This window comes from Sporichthyaceae bacterium (genome assembly GCA_036269075.1).
In the GTDB taxonomy this organism is placed as follows: Bacteria; Actinomycetota; Actinomycetes; order Sporichthyales; family Sporichthyaceae; genus DASQPJ01.
In genome coordinates this window covers 52,902-69,703 of record DATASX010000015.1, presented here as the reverse complement: position 1 = coordinate 69,703, position 16,802 = coordinate 52,902, and the positions used below count along the sequence as shown (strand labels likewise).

General features: G+C 69.6%; 15 protein-coding genes. 7 read left to right on the top strand and 8 right to left on the bottom strand.

Going from position 1 to position 16,802, the window contains the following annotated elements; genetic code table 11:
• Positions 1-283: 283 nt before the first annotated feature.
• Both VHU88_02715 and VHU88_02710 read right to left on the bottom strand, forming a co-directional pair.
• A complete protein-coding gene (locus VHU88_02715) occupies positions 284-580 on the bottom strand; it encodes a type II toxin-antitoxin system VapB family antitoxin (GenBank protein ID HEX3610576.1) in 297 nt (98 codons plus the stop codon).
• 73 nt (positions 581-653) lie between these two features.
• Positions 654-1,127, bottom strand: a complete 474-nt coding sequence (locus VHU88_02710; protein ID HEX3610575.1) for a MarR family transcriptional regulator — start codon at positions 1,125-1,127, stop codon at positions 654-656.
• Positions 1,128-1,209: 82 nt separating this feature from the next.
• On the opposite strand from VHU88_02710, the gene VHU88_02705 reads away from it, so the two are divergent.
• The 3 genes from VHU88_02705 to VHU88_02695 all read left to right on the top strand — a co-directional run bounded on the left by VHU88_02705 (position 1,210) and on the right by VHU88_02695 (position 4,547).
• Positions 1,210-1,755, top strand: coding sequence for a YceI family protein (locus VHU88_02705; protein HEX3610574.1), 546 nt, complete (start codon positions 1,210-1,212; stop codon positions 1,753-1,755).
• Between the two features lie 268 nt (positions 1,756-2,023).
• Positions 2,024-4,102, top strand: coding sequence for a S53 family peptidase (locus VHU88_02700; protein HEX3610573.1), 2,079 nt, complete (start codon positions 2,024-2,026; stop codon positions 4,100-4,102).
• Positions 4,103-4,124: 22 nt separating this feature from the next.
• The gene (locus tag VHU88_02695) at positions 4,125-4,547 is read left to right on the top strand and encodes an SSI family serine proteinase inhibitor (GenBank protein HEX3610572.1); all 423 of its coding nucleotides are present in this window, start codon (positions 4,125-4,127) and stop codon (positions 4,545-4,547) included.
• Between the two features lie 181 nt (positions 4,548-4,728).
• Here the strand turns inward: VHU88_02695 and VHU88_02690 are convergent, their stop codons facing one another.
• The 4 genes from VHU88_02690 to VHU88_02675 are packed head-to-tail and all read right to left on the bottom strand — an operon-like array spanning position 4,729 to position 8,573.
• Complete coding sequence (locus VHU88_02690) at positions 4,729-5,196, bottom strand: LuxR C-terminal-related transcriptional regulator (GenBank protein ID HEX3610571.1); 468 nt, start codon at positions 5,194-5,196, stop codon at positions 4,729-4,731.
• Entirely contained in the window at positions 5,183-5,944 is a 762-nt protein-coding gene (locus VHU88_02685) for a GAF domain-containing protein (GenBank protein HEX3610570.1), read from the bottom strand. Before VHU88_02685 ends, VHU88_02690 begins: the two co-directional genes overlap by 14 nt.
• A 32-nt stretch (positions 5,945-5,976) precedes the next feature.
• Positions 5,977-7,224 (bottom strand): FAD-dependent oxidoreductase, encoded by a 1,248-nt coding sequence (locus VHU88_02680; GenBank protein ID HEX3610569.1) that lies wholly within the window; start codon positions 7,222-7,224, stop codon positions 5,977-5,979.
• Positions 7,224-8,573, bottom strand: coding sequence for a cytochrome P450 (locus VHU88_02675; GenBank protein HEX3610568.1), 1,350 nt, complete (start codon positions 8,571-8,573; stop codon positions 7,224-7,226). Before VHU88_02675 ends, VHU88_02680 begins: the two co-directional genes overlap by 1 nt.
• Before the next feature lie 203 nt (positions 8,574-8,776).
• On the opposite strand from VHU88_02675, the gene VHU88_02670 reads away from it, so the two are divergent.
• The 4 genes from VHU88_02670 (at position 8,777) to VHU88_02655 (ending at position 15,728) form a co-directional block, all read left to right on the top strand.
• Positions 8,777-10,096 carry an ABC transporter permease gene (locus VHU88_02670; GenBank protein HEX3610567.1) on the top strand — a complete coding sequence of 440 codons (1,320 nt, stop codon included), beginning with the start codon at positions 8,777-8,779 and terminating at the stop codon, positions 10,094-10,096.
• Positions 10,097-10,402: 306 nt separating this feature from the next.
• Entirely contained in the window at positions 10,403-12,208 is a 1,806-nt protein-coding gene (locus VHU88_02665) for an ABC transporter ATP-binding protein (GenBank protein ID HEX3610566.1), read from the top strand.
• Positions 12,205-14,193: an ABC transporter ATP-binding protein gene (locus tag VHU88_02660; GenBank protein ID HEX3610565.1), complete on the top strand. Its 1,989-nt coding sequence runs from the start codon at positions 12,205-12,207 to the stop codon at positions 14,191-14,193. The genes VHU88_02665 and VHU88_02660 overlap by 4 nt, the downstream gene beginning before the upstream one ends.
• 320 nt (positions 14,194-14,513) lie before the next feature.
• On the top strand, positions 14,514-15,728 hold the full coding sequence (locus VHU88_02655) for a hypothetical protein (GenBank protein ID HEX3610564.1): 1,215 nt from the start codon (positions 14,514-14,516) through the stop codon (positions 15,726-15,728).
• A 35-nt stretch (positions 15,729-15,763) separates the two neighbouring features.
• Here VHU88_02655 and VHU88_02650 read toward each other — a convergent pair whose 3' ends face one another.
• Together VHU88_02650 and VHU88_02645 are read right to left on the bottom strand one after the other, a co-directional pair.
• Complete coding sequence (locus VHU88_02650; GenBank protein ID HEX3610563.1) at positions 15,764-16,351, bottom strand: TetR/AcrR family transcriptional regulator; 588 nt, start codon at positions 16,349-16,351, stop codon at positions 15,764-15,766.
• A gap of 38 nt (positions 16,352-16,389) precedes the next feature.
• Positions 16,390-16,761, bottom strand: a complete 372-nt coding sequence (locus VHU88_02645; GenBank protein HEX3610562.1) for a DUF427 domain-containing protein — start codon at positions 16,759-16,761, stop codon at positions 16,390-16,392.
• Between the last annotated feature and the right edge of the window lie 41 nt (positions 16,762-16,802).

The window sequence follows — 16,802 nt, the reverse complement described above, 5'->3', positions numbered from 1 at the left end:
CACCAGGTACGCGCTCCCGGCGCCGACGCCGACCAGCACCACGACCACCGCGGAGACCGCGACCACGCGCCGCCGCTTGTTGACCGGACGGAAGCGCGGCACGGCGCCGCTCCCGGGCGGGCGGAGCACACTCACTCAGGTCCCCAAACTCGCGGTGCGGTACCTAACAGCAGTGATCCCAAACCCTAGGCGAGGAGGGACCGGTCCCGAGGGGCGGTAAGCGCAATCGTGACCCGCGTGCCGACCTCCGACCCGCCCGAGGTACGCGGCGGGCCGGCGGCGATCACTCGCCGAGCTCCAGGATCCTGGCGTGGACCACGGTGCGCTGCCGCAGCGCGGCCCGGACCGCCCGGTGCAGGCCGTCCTCGAGGTACAACTCGCCGTGCCACTCCACGACGTGGGCGAACAGGTCGCCGTAGAAGGTGGAGTCCTCGGACAACAGCGTCGACAGGTCCAGTTGGCTCTTGGTCGTGACCAGCTGGTCGAGCCGGACCGCGCGCGGCGCGATGACCGACCAGGCGCGCTGCGAAGTGCTGTGGTCCGGGTAGGGACGACTCTCGCCGACCTTCTTGAAAATCACGGTTCCGGATTCTACCCGCGAGCGCTGGGGGCCTGCTCGGGTGCCTTCTTGAAAATCACGGCTCCGGGCAGTGCTACCCGCGCGCGTCCCGCTCCTGCTCGAGGGCGGCCAGGACCAGCTCCGTCACCGAGGCCAACGACTTGATCTGAGCCGGCGTCAGGCGATCCATGAACACCCGGCGCACCGTCTCGACGTGGGGCGGGGCGGCAGCCTCGATCGCCGACCGGCCGACCGGTGTCACCGAGACGATCTGACCGCGGGCGTCCTCGGAGCAGTCCGAGCGTTCGATCAGCCCGCGCGCGGCCATCCGGGCCAGTTGATGCGACAGCCGGCTCTTCTCCCAGCCGAGCGACTCGGCCAGCGTGAACGCCCGCACTCGGCCGCCGAGTTCGTCGGTCAGGCACACCAGCACCGCGAAATCGGACATCGACAACTCGGAGTTCGCCGCCATCTCACGCGCCAGGTACGTGTTCAGCTGCGTCCACATCTGGAGCAGGCCGCGCCAGGCGCGCTGTTCCTGCTCGTCCAGCCACCTCGGCTCGGCCATGTGCACAGTCTGCCAGAGAACTAGTTGACACGTCATCCATTTCTGTTATGGTTGACACATCAACCAAATCTGGGAGGACGAAATGAGCGCGAACCCGAACCTGACCGGTACCTGGACCCTCGATGCCACGCACAGCCGCCTCGGCTTCGTCGCCCGCCACGCGATGGTCACCAAGGTGCGCGGGTCGTTCACCGACTTCGCCGGCTCCGCGGTCCTCGACGTCGACGACGTGGCCGGGACGAAGGTCGACGTGACCATCGCGGTAGCCAGCGTCAACACCGGCAACGAGCAGCGCGACGGGCACCTGCGGACCAATGACTTCTTCGACGCCGTCAACTTCCCGCAGATCCACTTCGCCGCCACCGGCGCCGAGGCGATCGACGACGAGAACTACCGCCTGGTGGGCGACCTGACGATCAAGGACACGACGCTGCCGGTCAGCGTGGACTTCGAGTTCACCGGCCTGGCGACCGACCCGTACGGCAACCAGCGCGCCGGCTTCGAGGGCCGCACCGTCATCAACCGCAAGGACTGGGGCGTGAACTTCAACGCCGCCCTCGAGACCGGCGGCGTGTTGGTCTCGGAGAAGATAACTCTCGAGTTCGACATCTCGATGATCAAGTCCTGACCCGTCCGCAGCGGCACGCGATCGAGCCCACCCTCCGGGGTGGGCTCGGTGCGTTTTCGTCCGCTGCCCAAAGCCCTTGACCCGCGTAGGGCGGAACGATTCGGACGAATCTGACGAAGAGTCAGGTCCACTTACCGGGTTGCACCAGATCGGACCGAAGCGTTAACCCGACGCGCGTAAAGGCGGCCCCATCAACTGACGAAGAAGGTTCTGCCCGGCCGAATGCCGGGGTGCCTTCGCGCATGTTCCGTGGCCGTCAGGAGTACTTGTGCCGAACCGTGGTCGCCCGCTGTTCACCGTTTCGAGTCGGCGGCGGATCGCCCGCGCGAGCGTGGTGCTCTCCGCCCTCTCCCTGCTGGCCGCAGCCGCGGGACAGGACGCGGCATCGGCCGCGAGCAGCGGATCGACGGTCACCTACACGAACGTGTGCCCGGTGCATCCCGCCAAGGGCCAGATGACCTGCTTGTCCATGCGCCGTACCGACATCAAGTCGAAGACCCGCGCCCAGATGGCGGCCGCGGCGACGACCCCGTCCGGTTTCTCGCCGGCCTCGCTGGCCTCGGCCTACAACATTCCGACGACGCTCGGCGCCGGCAGCACCGTCGCGATCGTCGACGCCTACGACGACCCGATGGCCGAGTCCGACCTGGCCACCTACCGGTCCCAGTACGGGCTGCCGGCCTGCACCACGGCCAACGGCTGCTTCCACAAGGTCAACGAGAGCGGCGGCTCGACCCTGCCCGCAGCCGATTCGGGCTGGGCCGGCGAGATCGCGCTGGACACCGACATGGCGTCTGCGGCGTGCCCGTTGTGTCACATCCTGCTGGTCGAGGCCAGCAGCGCGAACGACTCCGACCTCGGCACCGCGGTGAACTACGCGGCGGGCGTGTCCGGCGTGAAGGCGATCTCCAACAGCTACGGTGGCAGCGAGAGCTCCTCGGACACCTCGGAGGTCACCAAGTACTACACCCACCCGGGAATCGCGATCACCGCCTCGGCCGGTGACGACGGCTACGGGGCCGAGTTCCCGGCCTCCTCGCCGAGCGTCATCGCGGTCGGCGGCACCTCGTTGAGCAAGGCGAGCAACACCCGGGGCTGGACCGAGTCGGTCTGGGACACCAGCAATTCCGAGGGCACCGGCAGCGGCTGCTCGGCCTACGAGGCCAAGCCGGCCTGGCAGGTCGACACGGGGTGCGGCAAGCGCTCCGTGGCGGACGTCTCCGCAGTGGCCGACCCGGCGACCGGCGTCGCGGTCTACGACTCCACCGGCAGCGGCGGCTGGGCCGTGTACGGCGGCACCAGCGTCTCCTCGCCGCTGATCGCGTCGATGTACGCCGAGGCGAACAACCCGGCCCCGTCGGCCGCATACGCCTACGTGACAGCGAACATCGCCGGTCTCAACGACGTCACCACCGGCGTGAACAAGTCCGGCTGCACCACCTACCTCTGCAAGGCCGGCGTCGGCTACGACGGCCCGACCGGTATGGGCACCCCGAACGGCCTGCTCGCCCTCGGCGGGACCGGAGCGGTCCTCGGCGGTGGGGGTGGCGGTGGCGGCACCACCAGCTCGACGTTCTCGCTGTCGCTGGGCAACTCCGCCGCGAGCGTTGCCGACGGCGCAACGGGCGGCGTGGGCGTCTCCACGGCGCTGACCGGCGGTTCGGCCCAGAGCGTCAACCTCAGCGTCTCGGGTGCGCCGTCCGGTGTCACTGCGAGCTTCGGCAGCGGCTCGGTTCAGACCGGCGGTTCGACGACGTTGAACATCAGCGTCGCCTCGACCGTCCCGGCTGGTACCTATCCGCTGACGGTGACCGGCACCGGCGCGACCAGCGGCTCCGCGTCGGCCAACTGGAACCTGACCGTCACCGCGGTCACGACCGGCACCTGCTCCTCGGCCCAACTGCTGACCAACCCCGGCTTCGAGTCGGGCAGCACCACTTGGACCGCCACCCCGTACGTGATCGCCAGGAACAGCGGCATCGGCACCCCGCACGCCGGTTCCTACGACGCCTGGCTGGACGGTTACGGCACCACCCACACCGACTCGGTCGCCCAGACCGTGAAGGTCGCCACCGGCTGCACCAAGGCGACGGTCAGCTTCTGGATGAACATCAACACCAGCGAGCGCAGCACCACCGCCGCCAACGACAAGCTCACGGTGACCCTGGGCGGCACCACCCTGGCGACCTACTCCAACCTCAACCACACCAGCGGCTACCAGGCGTACACGCTGACCATGGCCATCCCGGCCGGAACGACCAGCCTGCCGCTGAAGTTCACCGGTTCGGAGAACAGCTCGCTGCAAACGTCCTTCGTCGTCGACGACACCGCGCTTACCCTGAGTTGAGCGAAGGGGAGGAATGCGGACGATGGACACGAGAACGCGGAACGTGATGGTGGCCGGAGCGGTGGCGGTCCTGCTCTCGGTTGGGATCGTCGCGGTCGACGCGGCGGCGGACGAGTCGTCCGGCGCCACCGGGACCGCCGGTTCGCCCGCCACCTCGCTGGTCCTGACGATCACCCCGCAGGGCGGCGTGGCGCACAGCGTCACGCTGACCTGTCCGGCCGGGGGCACGCACCCGAACCCGCAGGGTGCGTGCGAAGCCCTGGACGCCGCGAACGGCGACATCGGCAACGTCCCGGCGAAGGCAGGCCAGATGTGTCCGCACATCGTCCGGCCGGTCACGGCCGCGGCCAGCGGCACGTACCAGGGCCGGCCGGAGTCCTACATGCGGACGTTCAACAATCAATGCGAGCTGAACCGGGCCACCAACCCGATCTTCGCTTTCTGAGCAGAACTGCTGCGAGGGGTGGGCGCCCACCCCACACTTCGTAGTCCGCTCCGCTCATCGATGATCGGAGCGGGCACTCTCATACGCGGGGCGTCACCCGGCGTCCGATATGTCCTTCTGCCAATGCCGTCCCGCGTATGACAGTGGCCTCCCAGATCATCGATGATCTGAGGTCGTTAGCTCAGCGCCCGCCGTGTTCGAGTTGGAACCAGCGGGCGGCGGCCTCGGCCCGGTTGGCCGCGCCGAGCTTGCGCAGGATGTGCTTCACGTGGGTCTTCACGGTGCCTTCGGAGACCACCAGCCGCCGCGCGATGCGGGCGTTGGTGTCGCCCTCGGCCAGATGGCGCAGGACCTCGACCTCGCGGGCGGTCAAGATGCTGTCGCCGCCGGAGGGCAGCAGGGTCTCGAGGAAGCCGTGGCGGGCGTCGGATTCAGTCGCGCTCGGGGGCTGGCGGTTGGTCGACCAGGCCGCCGTCGGCAGTGCGGTTGTCACACCCGCGGCGAGGTTCGCCAGGTCCGAGCGGACTGAGTTCAACCGGTCCAGCACGGCGGTTCGGGCCAGCGCGTAGCCGAGGCCCTCGCCGAACAGGGCCAGGATGTCGCGGTCGGTCTCGTCGAGGTTGCGGCGCTGGTAGTCAGCAGTCCGCATGCAGGAACCCGACCACCGCGCCGTGCGCGACGATCGGTGCGGCCACGTAGGACCGTGACATCGAGGCGTCGGCCACCGCCCGGTTGACCGCCTCCCGCTCCTGGACGTCCGAGATCAGCAGGGCGGCACCGCTGCGCACCATCTCGGTCTCCGGAAGCGTGTCGTCCAGGCGCAGGTTCGCATCCCGGCCGATCGCCAGGATCTCCTGCGCCCACTTGGCATCGCGGCCGACGTAGACCGACTCCGGTACCCAGTGCCCGGCCTCGACCCGGGAGACGATCGCCCGGTCGAAACCCAGGCTGCACACCGCAACCGCGGCCTCGTTGACCAGTGCCGCGGTCGCGTCGATGCGCCGCAGCTGGGCCAGCGCCTCCCGGGCCGCCTCGAAGGCGGCGTCGCGACGCTTGAGGCGCTCGTCGCGGATCCGGTCGTCAAAGGTTTTCATCGCCCGCAGCAGTTCGACGAGGGTGCCCAACTCGGCCCGCCCGGCCGCGGACCGTTCGCAGGTCAGGATCGCGCCCAGCGCGATCTCCCACCCGGCGCGCAGGACGTCGTGGGCGGCGGCGTAGTCGGCCACGATCTGCGGGTCCCAGAGGTCGTCGCGGCCGGTCGCCGCAGCGAGCCGGGCGAGCAGGTCCCGCAGTTCGCCCTTGCGGGCGGCCGGCAGCAGGTAGCCGCGGCCGGGCCACGGGTCGCCGCGGTCGCGGCTTCGGATCGCCGCGACCCGCGAGGCCCCAGGATCGCTCACCCCCGTGGAACTACTCCGGTTCGAACTCCAGATCAAGAGCTGGCGACCGGAGCCAGGCCACCGGCGAACTCCAGCGCCTCGGCCCAGCCTGCCCGGTTGGCGATCAGCCGGCTGAACTTCATGATTTGTGCCGGACGGTCGATCGTCAGCGCGCCGGTCAGTCGATCGCCGGTGCGGTAGAAGGCCAGGAAGCGCTCGTCGCCGGTCTCGGACGAGAGCACCCGGACCTCGTCGGCCACCGGCACCCCGACGAACTGGATCCGCGAGCCGTACCAGTCCGACCAGAAGTACGGCACCTTGGTCAGTTGGCCGGCAGCCTCGGGGTGCAACGCGTTGCGGGCCGCGACCGCGCCCTGCTCGGCCGCGTTGGTCCAGTGCTCCAGGCGCAGCCGCAGGCCGTCGAAGACCGGGTGCGGGAAGTGCGCGACGTCCCCGGCCGCATAGACGCCGGGCAGGTTCGTGGCCAGGGTCGCATCGCAGACGATTCCGCCGTCGCGGGCGTCCAGCTCGATCCCGGAGCCGGCCAGCCAGTCCGTCGCCGGCCGGACGCCGATGCCCACCACGACCAGATCGGCGGGCAGCACCGACCCGTCGTCCAGCACGACTTCGGTGACCCGCCCGGCCGTGCCGTTCACCGCCGCGACCCCGACCCCGCAGCGCAGGTCGGTCCCGTTGCGCAGATGCAGTTCGGCGCACACAGCGCCGGTGGCCGCGCCGACCGACCGGACCAGCGGTGTGGGCAGGCTCTCCAGCACCGTGACCGGCAGCCCCCGCTTGCGCGCGGCCGAGGCCACCTCGGAACCGATGAACCCGGCGCCGACGACTATGGTGCGCGCCCCGGCATCCAGCGCGGCCCGAATCGCGATCGCGTCGTCGAGGGTGCGCAGGCAGTGCACCCCGACCAGCCCCTCGGTCCCCGGCAGCGTGCGTGGGGTGGTGCCGGTCGCGATCACCAGGGCCGAGTACGGGATCGCGTCGCCGTCCAGGATCAGCAACCGGCCGTCCGAGGCCAATGCGCTGGCCCGGGTGTCCAGGCGCAGGTCGACGCCCAGCTCGCAGCGCAGGTGCTCCTCGGTGCGGAAAGTCGGGGCGGCCGGGGCGCCGGCTACGTCCGCGTCGGTGTCGAGGAACTCCTTGGACAGCGGCGGGCGGTCGTAGGGCAGGTGGGTCTCGGCGCCGACCAGGGTGATCGCCACGTCGGGGTCGGCCTTGCGGGCGGCCTCGACCGCCCGCAGCCCGGCCAACGAACCGCCGACGACGACCAGACGTTCGCTGCGCATCAGCCCGCCGCCTCGGTCGCCCGCTGACTCTCCGGCGTGAACTCAAAATCGAGATGCATGATGCCGCGCATGAAGTTGGTGCCGAGGAAGACCGGGTTGGTGGCCCGGAAGTCCGGGATCCGAGTCATGATCTCGGTGAACAGCGCCCGCAGCATCGACTTGGCCAGGTTGCTGCCCAGGCAGAAGTGCACGCCCCCGCCGCCGAAGCCGCAGTGCGGGTTCGGGTCGCGGGCCAGGTTCATCTCGCCCGGGTTCTCGAACGCAGTCTCGTCGCGGTTGCCCGAGGCGTAGAAGAAAACCACCTTGTCGCCCGGCATTATCTGCTGCCCGCACAACTCGGTCTCCACGACAGCGGTGCGCCGGAAGGTCATCACCACGGTCCCGTAGCGGATGAACTCCTCGATCGCGGTGCCGAGACGGCCCTCGAAGTCGGCCAGCAGCCACGCGCGCTGCTCGGGCTGTCTGGTCATGCCGAGCACCGCGAAGCTCGAGGTGTGCTTGGTGGTGTCGGTGGCGGCCACTGACATCAGCACGAAGAACGCGCCGAGCTGGGCCTCGTCGAGCCGCTCGCCGTCGATCTCGGCCTGCACCAGGCCGGTGAACAGGTCGTCGGTGGGGTTCTTCAGCCGCGCCTCGTACATCTCGCCGGCGATCTCGTGCAGCATCGAGGCCGCCTCGATCTGCACCTCGTCCGGCTCGCGACCCTGCAACGACTCGGGGTCCTGCCAGGCGACGATGCCCTGAGCGGCCGCGACGGTGTCCTCCCACCGCTCGCGCGGGACGCCCATGATCTCGCAGAAGGTGATCATGGGCAGCTTCTCCGCCAGGTCGACGGCGAAGTCGATCCGACCCTTCTCCGCGATGTCGTCGACCAGTTGCTTGGCCGTCTGCTTGATCTTGTCCTCCATGCGCTTCACCTGTTTCGGGGTGAACGCGCTGGAGACGAGGTTGCGCAGCTTGCGGTGCTGGGGGTCGTCCATGGCGAGGAACGACTGCGTCATGTGCAGGAACAGCGGGGGCAGCATGTCGAAGATGACGCCCTGGCCGGAGATGTAGGTCTCGGAGTTCCGACTGACCTCGCTGATCTCCTTCAGCCGGGTCAGGGCCCAGTAGCCGGGGTCGTCGGGGTCCGGGGTGACAGCGTCCTCGACCGGCCGCTGCCAGGACACCGGGCGCTCCCGGCGCAGGACGCCGAAGGACCGGTCCTGCTCGGCGAACTCCTGCTTCCAGAACGCCGAGGACGAGACGTCGATCTCGTCGTAGGCCGGCTTGTTCTCCATCGTGGCCGGGATGAACGCGGAGTCCCCGCCCTCGTCCCAGTCGACCTCGTCGATCAAGTTGCTGGTCATCGAGCGCCTCCGGGGTCGCGCCGTTGCGAACGTGCCCGAAGCATCGTCCTCCTGGTGCCGTGGGCGCATCCTTCGCCGGGGGTGCGTACCGGCCCGAACGGGATATATCGGGGGACGAGAACGACCCTCGACCCAAGGAGTACGAAGCCGTACAGTGCAGGGAGTACGACATCGTACTGATCAATTTTGCCGGGAGGCACCCATTGGCCCTTGCGGGGGTGCCCGGCACCCGGGCGCGGCAGAGCGCGCGGTTCGCCTGGGGCGGGATCGTCGCGAACAAGATGCGTTCGGCACTGACCATGCTGGGCATCGTCATCGGCGTGGCCTCGGTGATCGCGCTGGTCGGTGTGGGCACCGGGTCGTCGGTCGCGGTGCAGGCATCGATCGACCGGTTGGGTTCCAACAGCCTGTTCGTGCTGCCGACCTCGACGGTGGCCGGCGGGCAGGGCAGCGCCTTCCTGCAGCAGTTGCGCCGGATGCTCGGCATCCACGCAGGCCAGGACCAGGGCACGCACGAGCGGAAGTCCCAGCTCACCTTCGACGACGCTGCTGCACTGGTGAACAACCCGATGGCACCGGACGTCGCCGCGGTCTCCCCGGCCGTCGTGATCCGCAGCGCGGTGGCCACCCACGGCTCCTCGTCGCACACGGTCGGCATCGTCTTCGGGGCCACCCCGAACTACCTCGACATCGACAACGACACCGTCACCGGCGGGCGCAACTTCAGCGACGCCGAGTACGCCGCCCACCGGAGGCTGCTCCTGCTCGGCACCACGGTCGCCGCCGATCTGACTGACGGCGACCCGTCGGGGCTGATCGGGCAGGACGTGCGTCTCAACGGCCAACCGTTCACCGTCATCGGCATCCTGGGCTCGAAGGGGTACTCCGGCCAACAGGACCTCGACGACCGGGTCTTCGCCGTCGGCACCGCTGTGTCCGACGCGCTCTACGGCTATGCGCCGCCGGGCCAGGGCCCCTTGTCCGGTCTGGACGTTCAGGCGACTTCCCGGGAAACCACGGCCAAGGCCCAGGCCGAGGTCCAGGCGATCCTCGGGGCCCGGCATCACGTCGGGTTGGCCGACACCGACTTCGTCGTGTTCAACGCCTCGGCCGTGCTGTCGGCCGGCGGCTCGGCCAACAAGACCCTGACGATCCTGTTGGCCGCGGTGGCCGGCATCTCGCTGCTGGTCGGCGGGATCGGCGTCATGAACATCATGTTGGTCTCGGTGACCGAGCGGACTCGGGAGATCGGCATCCGCAAGGCCATCGGTGGGACGCGCAACGACATCATCGGTCAGTTCCTCGGCGAGGCCGTGATCCTGTCGATGATCGGCGGGGTTATCGGGATAGCCCTGGGGGCCGCGGCGACCCGGTTCACGATCGCGGGCGTCCAACCGGTCATCGCGCCCTGGTCGATCTACCTGGCCTTCGCCGTATCGCTGCTCACCGGCCTGTTCTTCGGCTTCTACCCGGCCAGCCGCGCGGCGGCCCTCCGGCCGATCCAGGCCCTCCGCTACGAGTGATTGAGCCGAGCCGAACGGACGCCGCCCGTGGGTTGGAGCGGACGGCTCGTCGTCCGAAGCGGAGGGCGGCGAGCCACAGCCGTGAGCTTGCTTGCGGCGTCCGCTCCCGAGGCGATTGAAGCCTCGTTGACGAGCGCAGCGAGGATCACGAGTGATCAACCCCCACTTCTGCTGCCTGTCCCACGTATCGGGGCGTGTTCATAGGTGGGACAGGCAGCAGAAGTGCGGGGATTTCGTGCCGGGCGCCCCGAATCCGATAGCTCTTTGCGCCACGGCGTCCTACCTTCGTTGATCGGGGGTGGGCTGATGGCGACGACTGTGTCGGCGAGTCCGGCGCCGGCGGCCGACGGGTCGGCCGGCGCCGCGGCCGCGCGCGGCAACCTCCTCGGCCTGCTGCGGGTCCACCTGCGCCCGTACCGACGAAGCGTTGCCGCGCTGGTCGGCCTGCAGTTCCTGCAGACCGCCGCCGCCCTTTACCTGCCCACGTTGAACGCGGACCTGATCGACAAGGGCGTCGTCGTCGGCGACACCGGCTACGTCGTCCACGAGGGCGCGGTCATGCTGGTGTTCTCCCTGCTCCAGGTGTCGACGTCGTTGCTCGCGGTGCTCCTCGCGGCGCGGACGTCGATGGCCCTGGGCCGCGACCTGCGAGCCGCGGTGTTCGAACGGGTGCTGGAGTTCTCCGGCCAGGACGTCGCCCGGTTCGGCGCCCCGTCACTGATCACCCGGACCACCAACGACGCCACCCAGGTGCAGGCGTTCCTGATGACCGCCTTCGCGATGGCCGTACCGGCCCCGGTGATGTGTGTGGGCGGGATCGTGCTGGCGCTGCGCCAGGACATCGCACTCTCCTCGATCCTGCTGCTCAGCCTGCCTGTCCTGGTGCTGTTGATCCTGGCGATCGTGGCCCGGATGCGACCGCTGTTCCGTCGGATGCAGGGCCGGACCGACCTGGTGAACCGGGTGCTGCGCGAGCAGATCGCAGGCATCCGGGTGGTCCGGGCCTTCGTCCGCGAGCAGGCCGAGGCCGACCGGTTCGCGGTGGCGAACACCGAACTGAACGACGTCTCGGTGCGCGTCGGCCGGTTGCTGGCGCTGATGTTCCCGGCGGTCATGCTGGTCGTGAACGTCTCCAGCGTCGCGGTGCTGTGGTTCGGCGGGCACCTGATCGATGACGGCCGGATGCAGGTCGGCGCGCTGACCGCGTTCCTGAGCTACCTGATGCAGATCATGGGCGCGGTCCTGATGGCCACGTTCACCTTCGTCCAGCTGCCACGCGCCGAGGTCTGCGCCGAGCGGATCACCGAGGTGCTGCGCACGCAGCCGTGGCCGGCGCCCCCCGCCGACCCGGTGCGCGCCCTGCTCGCCCCCGGCCACCTGGAGTTCCGCGACCTGGAGTTCCGCTACCCGGGTGCGGAGGTACCGGTGCTGCGCGGGGTCAGCTTCGAGGCGGTGCCTGGTGGGGTGACCGCGGTGGTCGGCAGCACCGGCTCGGGCAAGTCGACGTTGGTGAACCTCGTGCCGCGGCTGGCCGAGGCGACCGGCGGCGCGGTGCTGATCGGCGGCGTCGACGTGCGAGCGCTGGACCCGGCCGTGCTCGCCGCGTCGGTGGGTTACGTGCCGCAACGCCCGTACCTGTTCTCCGGCACCGTGGCGAGCAACCTGCGGCTGGCTCGACCAGGCGCCTCGGACGAGGAACTGTGGGCCGCGCTCGAGGTCGCCCAGGCGCGCGCGTTCGTCGCGGCGATGCCCGGTGGGCTGGATGCGAAGGTCGCCCAGGGCGGCACCAACGTCTCCGGCGGGCAGCGACAGCGCCTCGCGATCGCCCGGGCGCTGGTCGCCCGGCCGGACGTGTACTTGTTCGACGACTCGTTCTCGGCGCTGGACCAGTCCACCGACGCCGCGCTGCGCGCCGCACTTCGGCCGTGGATCGCCGGGGCGACGGCCTTGGTCGTCGCGCAGCGGGTCAGTTCGATCCGCGACGCCGACCGCATCGTCGTGCTCGATGACGGCGTGATCGTCGGGATGGGGACCCACACCCAACTGCTGGGAGACTGTCTGACGTACCGTCAGATCGTGGCCTCGCAGCTGAGCGCCGAGGAGGCCGCATGAGCGGGCAACGCCCGCCGGCGGCGGCGCCACGGCGGATGCCGGGCAACCCGGGCGCCGGGGCGCGGTTCGGGCCCGGGGCCGTGATGGCAGCGGCGCTGCCGGGCGAGAAGTCCATGTCGTTCGGGCCATCGGCGCTGCGGCTGATCCGGATGCTGCGCCCGGAGCGGGCGATGCTGCTCGTGGCCGGGTTGTGCGGCGTCGGCTCGGTGGCGTTGACCGTGGAGGGCCCGCGGCTGCTCGGTCGGGTCACCGACCTGGTTTTCGCCGGGCTGATCGGCAAGCACCTTCCGGCCGGGGTCAGCAAGGCGCAGGCGATCGCCGACCTGCGGGCCTCGGGCCACGGCAACACCGCCGACCTGATCGGCAACGTCCCAGTGCGGCCCGGCCAGGGCGTGGACTTCACCGCGGTGGCGCACATCCTGGGCATCACGATGGCCGTCTACCTCGGCGCCTTCTGCCTGACGCTGATCCAGGGACGCCTGGTCACCTACAGCGTCCAGCACATGGTCTTCCGCCTGCGCCGCGACGCCGCCGCGAAGCTCTCGCGGCTGCCGTTGTCCTACTTCGACGGCCAACCGCGCGGCGAGGTGCTCTCCCGGGCCACCAACGACATCGACAACGTCGCCCAGACCCTGGCGCAGACGATGAGCCAGCTGTTCACCTCGCTGCTGACGATCATCGGCGTGCTGGCGATGATGTTCTGGATCTCCCCGCTGCTGGCGCTGGTGGCGCTGGTCAGCGTGCCGATCTCGATCACCTCCGCCCGGTTCATCGGCCGGCGCGCGCAGCCGCAGTTCGTCAAGCAGTGGGCGAGCACCGGACGGCTCAACGGGCACATCGAGGAGACCTACACCGGTCACGCGTTGGTGAAGGCCTTCGGCCGGGCGCCGGAGTCGGCCGCGGCGTTCGCGGTGCACAACGAGGCGCTCTACCGGTCGGCCTACCGGGCCCAGTTCATCTCCGGATTCATCCAGCCCGCGATGACCTTCGTCGGCAACATCGGCTACGTGCTGGTCGCGGTCGTCGGCGGGCTGCGCGTCTCCTCCGGCGTGCTGACGCTGGGTCAGGTGCAGGCGTTCGTCCAGTACTCCCGGCAGTTCAACCAGCCGGTGATCCAGGTGGCGTCGATGGCGAACCTGCTCCAGTCCGGGGTCGCCTCGGCCGAGCGGGTCTTCGAGTTCCTGGACGCCGCCGAGCAGAGCCCCGACCCGGCGCCGCTTGCGGCCGGCGGGGCAGTCCGCGGCCGGGTGGCCTTCGAGGCGGCCTCGTTCCGCTACAACCCGGACGTCCCGCTGATCGAGGGGCTGTCCCTGTCGGTCGAGCCGGGGCGGACGGTGGCGATCGTCGGGCCCACCGGCGCGGGCAAGACCACTCTGGTCAACCTGCTCATGCGCTTCTACGAGCTCGACAGCGGCCGGATCCTGCTCGACGGGCAGGACATCGCCGCGATGCCGCGCGGGACGCTGCGGGCGCACATCGGCATGGTCCTGCAGGACACCTGGCTGTTCTCCGGGACGATCGCCGAGAACATCGCCTACGGCGTCCCGGCCGCGACCCGCGAGCAGATCGTCGCCGCCGCGAAGGCCACCCACGTCGACCATTTCGTGCGCACGCTCCCCGGCGGCTACGACACCGTCCTGGACCCCGACGAGGCCGCGCTGTCGGCCGGCGAGCGGCAGCTGGTCACGATCGCCCGCGCGTTCCTGGCCGACCCGGCGATCCTCGTGCTGGACGAGGCGACCAGCTTCGTCGACAGCCGGACCGAGCTGTTGATCCAGCAAGGCACCGCCTCGCTGCGGGCCGGGCGGACCAGTTTTGTCATCGCCCACCGGCTGTCCACGATCCGCGACGCCGACCTGATCCTGGTCATGCAGGACGGCCGCATCGTCGAGCAGGGCAAGCATGCCGAACTGCTCGAGCGCGCCGGGGTCTACGCCGGGCTGCACTCCGCCCAGTTCGCCCGACCGGCCGCCGACCCGGCCTAGCCGATCTTTGGCGGGCGCTGCCGTCGTGGGTGGCGCAAGACTTGGTCAACGCCGCAGCCCGATTCGCCATATGCCCCGAAAAGGACTCGCGCGGCCCCGCAACCGTTGTGCGGCAGGGATTCCGGCCGAAACGGCGCTGACCAGGCCCGACGAGCAACCGCCCGGCGAGACCTGTACCAACACCGGGTGAATTCGGTGCATTCCGGGTCCGGGTTTCACAAAAGTGCATATCGCCGGATTGACGACATTGCGACGATCAAGGCGACCAAACGGTGCCGACGTCGGTGCCGCCCCCCGGACAGTCACGAGGTGAAGAGCACATGGATCGACGTCTGCGGCCGGTCGTGGGAGCGGTTGCCTTTTCCGGTGTGTTCATCACCGGTGTCCTGACTGCGGGCAACGCCTCGGCGGCGGAGCGGGCCGCGGCGCCGGTCGGCGACACTGCGCCCAACCCGGCCGTAGCACCGGTCCGGTCGTTGCTCGGTGTCGTGCTCACCACCGGCAAGCAGGTGGCGACCGAGGAGCACTCGCACGGACCACGCTGCGACAGCTCGCAGTTCCGCGGTTCGGACAACAACTACCCGGGGCTGTCGGTCTCGGCCTTGTACGACAAGGTCTTCCGCAGCGGCACGGCAATGCCGTACCTGAGCAGCCGCGTGCCGCAGTCGTTGGCCACCTGGTCCGACTGGGACGGCAACGGGCACGACATGCTGCTGCTCGGTGAGTACCGCAATCACGAGGACGCCTACCTGGTCGGCATCGACCCGGACAACCACGACGTGCTCGGCACGGTCCGGGTCGCCTCCTCGCACCTGGGCGGCATGGCCTTCCTCGGGCAGTGGCTGTTCACCGGCGACAACCCGTGGCCGCACCCGGGCTCACCGACCGTCACCCCCTACCGCATCAGCAGTCTGCGCGCCGCGATGCGCGAGGCGATCAACGGCGGTGCGAAGCCGTACCTGAAGGCGGACGGCCCCCGCCAGGACGTCCACGCCACCGACTTCATGACCGCTGTCGGCGACTCGATGTACACCGGTAACCATGGCAACCCGGACCACGGGACCATGTATCGCTACCGGCTGACCGACTCCGGTCGCCTCAAGCCGGTGGCGGGTCCGTGGGCGGTCCCGCCGCGGGCGCAGGGCATGGTGGCCACCGGGGACAAGTTCATCTTCTCCTCGGACAACGGCACCGGCCGCGGCTGGCTGACCGTGGTCGACCGCGACGCCCCGGCGCGCCCGGTCTCCTGCGTCTGGCTCCCGTCCATGCCCGAGGACATCGTCAACTACCACGGTCGCCTGGTGATGGCCTTCGAGAGCGGCGCCGCCCAGTACGCGCACATCCACCCGCACAACCCGATCACCCACCTGCACAACGCGTCGTTGGACTCCCTGATGGACCTCACCGACCCGGCGACCGTTGCCGACGACCCGACGCTGGGCGGCCTGCTGCGCAGCACTTCGGCGATGACGCACCTGCACGCCCGCCTGCACGACGTGAACCACCTGCTGAACAAGCTGAACAGCAAGGGCTGATCACCCGTACCGCCGGACGGCGGGCTCGGGAGTGGTCAGGCCGGTTTCGCCTTGGGGGCCGCGTCGAACAACACCGTGGCCGCGGCCTTGGCCGTAGTGGCCGCTGTGGGGTCATGGTCCATTCGCGCCGACAGCCCGGCGCCGTCGTACAGGAGGTGCAATTCCCTGGCAAGGGCGTCGGGGTCGGCCACCCCGGCCTCGGTGGCCAGGGTGGTGAACAAGGTGCGCACCCATGTCCGGTACGCCTCGGCGACGTTCGCCACGGAACCGCCGGGCGTGGCCTCGGCGCTGGCCATCTCGAACGCGCACCCATTGAATTCAGGATCGGTGAACAGCTCGCCCAGGGCGTCGAAGACGCCGAGCAATCGTCCGCGGGGGCTGCGAAAACGCGTCAGCGCCCGTTCTATCCGCGCGGCGAGGTTGGTGTGACGGCGTTCGAGGTAGGCAAGGACCAGCTCTTCCTTGCTGCCGAAGGAGTGGTAGAGCGAGGCCTTGGCGACCCCCGCATGATTGATGATGCGTTCGATGCCGACGGTTTGTACGCCCTCCCGATAGAACAGCTCGTCGGCGGCGGCGAGGAGGCGCTCACGGGCGGACGGTTTGGCGACCTCCGTCTTCGGCATTGCTGGTCCCTTTGTTCCCTTCAGACAGACCGGTCACCCTACTGCGCCTCCAGCTGAACGCGGTCAGTGTAGAAGGCCACCCGGCCCGCGATCGCGGCAACCGCCGGGTAGGGACTCCGGTACGTCCAGACCGCGGCCGGCAGGTCTCTGCCGTCGGGCAGCACGATGTCGTAGTAGGAGGCCTCGCCCTTGTAAGGGCAGTAGCTGCTGGAAGCGTTGGCGCGGAGTACGCCGGGAATGACGTCCTCGAGGGGCACGTAGTGCACCGGCGGGTACCCGGCTTCGCGCAGGATCAGCGCGTCGCTGGTAGTTGCCACCACGCTGTCTCCCACGCGGACGACAACGCGGACCGCGTCGGCGTCGATAGTGATCGAGTGGGTTGCGTCAGGGATCTTGATCTGTTGGGTCAATGCCGTTCCTGCCTGCTTGTGGGCGAACGTCCGTGCGCGAT

Coding starts and splice junctions, on each gene's coding strand:
- VHU88_02675 (HEX3610568.1), bottom strand. CDS start 8,573: ATGACCAGCAACTTGATCGACGAGGTCGACTGGGACGAGGGCGGGGAC.
- VHU88_02710 (HEX3610575.1), bottom strand. CDS start 1,127: ATGGCCGAGCCGAGGTGGCTGGACGAGCAGGAACAGCGCGCCTGGCGC.
- VHU88_02690 (HEX3610571.1), bottom strand. CDS start 5,196: ATGCGGACTGCTGACTACCAGCGCCGCAACCTCGACGAGACCGACCGC.
- VHU88_02680 (HEX3610569.1), bottom strand. CDS start 7,224: ATGCGCAGCGAACGTCTGGTCGTCGTCGGCGGTTCGTTGGCCGGGCTG.
- VHU88_02695 (HEX3610572.1), top strand. CDS start 4,125: ATGGACACGAGAACGCGGAACGTGATGGTGGCCGGAGCGGTGGCGGTC.
- VHU88_02665 (HEX3610566.1), top strand. CDS start 10,403: ATGGCGACGACTGTGTCGGCGAGTCCGGCGCCGGCGGCCGACGGGTCG.
- VHU88_02705 (HEX3610574.1), top strand. CDS start 1,210: ATGAGCGCGAACCCGAACCTGACCGGTACCTGGACCCTCGATGCCACG.
- VHU88_02660 (HEX3610565.1), top strand. CDS start 12,205: ATGAGCGGGCAACGCCCGCCGGCGGCGGCGCCACGGCGGATGCCGGGC.
- VHU88_02650 (HEX3610563.1), bottom strand. CDS start 16,351: ATGCCGAAGACGGAGGTCGCCAAACCGTCCGCCCGTGAGCGCCTCCTC.
- VHU88_02655 (HEX3610564.1), top strand. CDS start 14,514: ATGGATCGACGTCTGCGGCCGGTCGTGGGAGCGGTTGCCTTTTCCGGT.